General features: G+C 69.6%; 1 protein-coding gene. It reads right to left on the bottom strand.

Annotated elements, in window-relative coordinates; genetic code table 11:
* A partial coding sequence (locus AU194_RS30800; protein WP_157576617.1) for a DUF222 domain-containing protein occupies window positions 1-875 on the bottom strand: 875 nt, incomplete at both ends.

Below are 875 nucleotides of genomic sequence, written 5' to 3'. Positions count from 1 at the left end.
CGGGGTTGGCCGGTGTCCTGGTCGGCCGGTGGGATCCAGTAGGTGCGGCCGTCGCCGGGGCGTTCGGTGGTGTAACCGGTGTTCTCGATCATGAGGTTGCCGGGCGGGCAGGCCAGCGCCATGGTGTTGATGTTGGTTTGGCCGTTGCCGGCGGCGAAGTCGTCGGTGTGGTGGGCTTCGGTGCCGTAGAACGGCACCGTGCACTGGGGATGGGTGCAGCCCCGATCGCGGGCGAACATCGCCAACCGCTGCGCGGTAGTGGCACAGCGGCGGGCGCGGCCGAAGTAGAGGACCTCTTCGTGGTGGTCGTCGAAGATCGCCAAATAATGCCGACTGCGACCGGCCATGCGGATGAGGTCACGGATCGGTAGGCGGCTGCCGCCGCCGGTGAACGCCCACCCGGTGCCGCGTTCGAGGTCGGCGAGGTTGGCGTTGGCCACGATCGTCGCCGGCACGCCGGCCAGCTGGCCCATGGCGCCGGATTCGATGGCCAGGCGCAGCGCGGTGGTCAACGCGTCGTGGTGGCGCTGGCCGGTGGTGCGTTGGTCACGGCCGGAGACCTCAGCGACCACGGCGTCGTCGTGGGGCAGGTTCACCCCGGGGGCGCCGTATTTCTCGAGGGCGACTTCGAGGTAGGCGCGGGCTTCGGGGGTGATGTAGCCGGAGATGCGGCTCATCCCGTCGGCTTGTTGGCGGCCGAGGGTGAACTCGCGGCGGCGCTGCATGGTCTCGTGGTCGGGTTCGGTGCCGTCCTGGTCGATGAACCCCATCAGTGCCTCGGCGACTTTGCGGAACTGGTCGGGCCGCAGCGCACGGGCGTGGCCGACGAGGTCGCGTTCGTAGTCGTCGCGGCGGGCAAACGACACCCAGATGGG

Source organism: Mycobacterium sp. GA-2829 (genome assembly GCF_001499965.1).
Taxonomy (GTDB): Bacteria; Actinomycetota; Actinomycetes; order Mycobacteriales; family Mycobacteriaceae; genus Mycobacterium.
The sequence above is the reverse complement of the archived record's forward strand: the minus strand, read 5'-3'. Positions and strand labels throughout refer to the sequence as shown.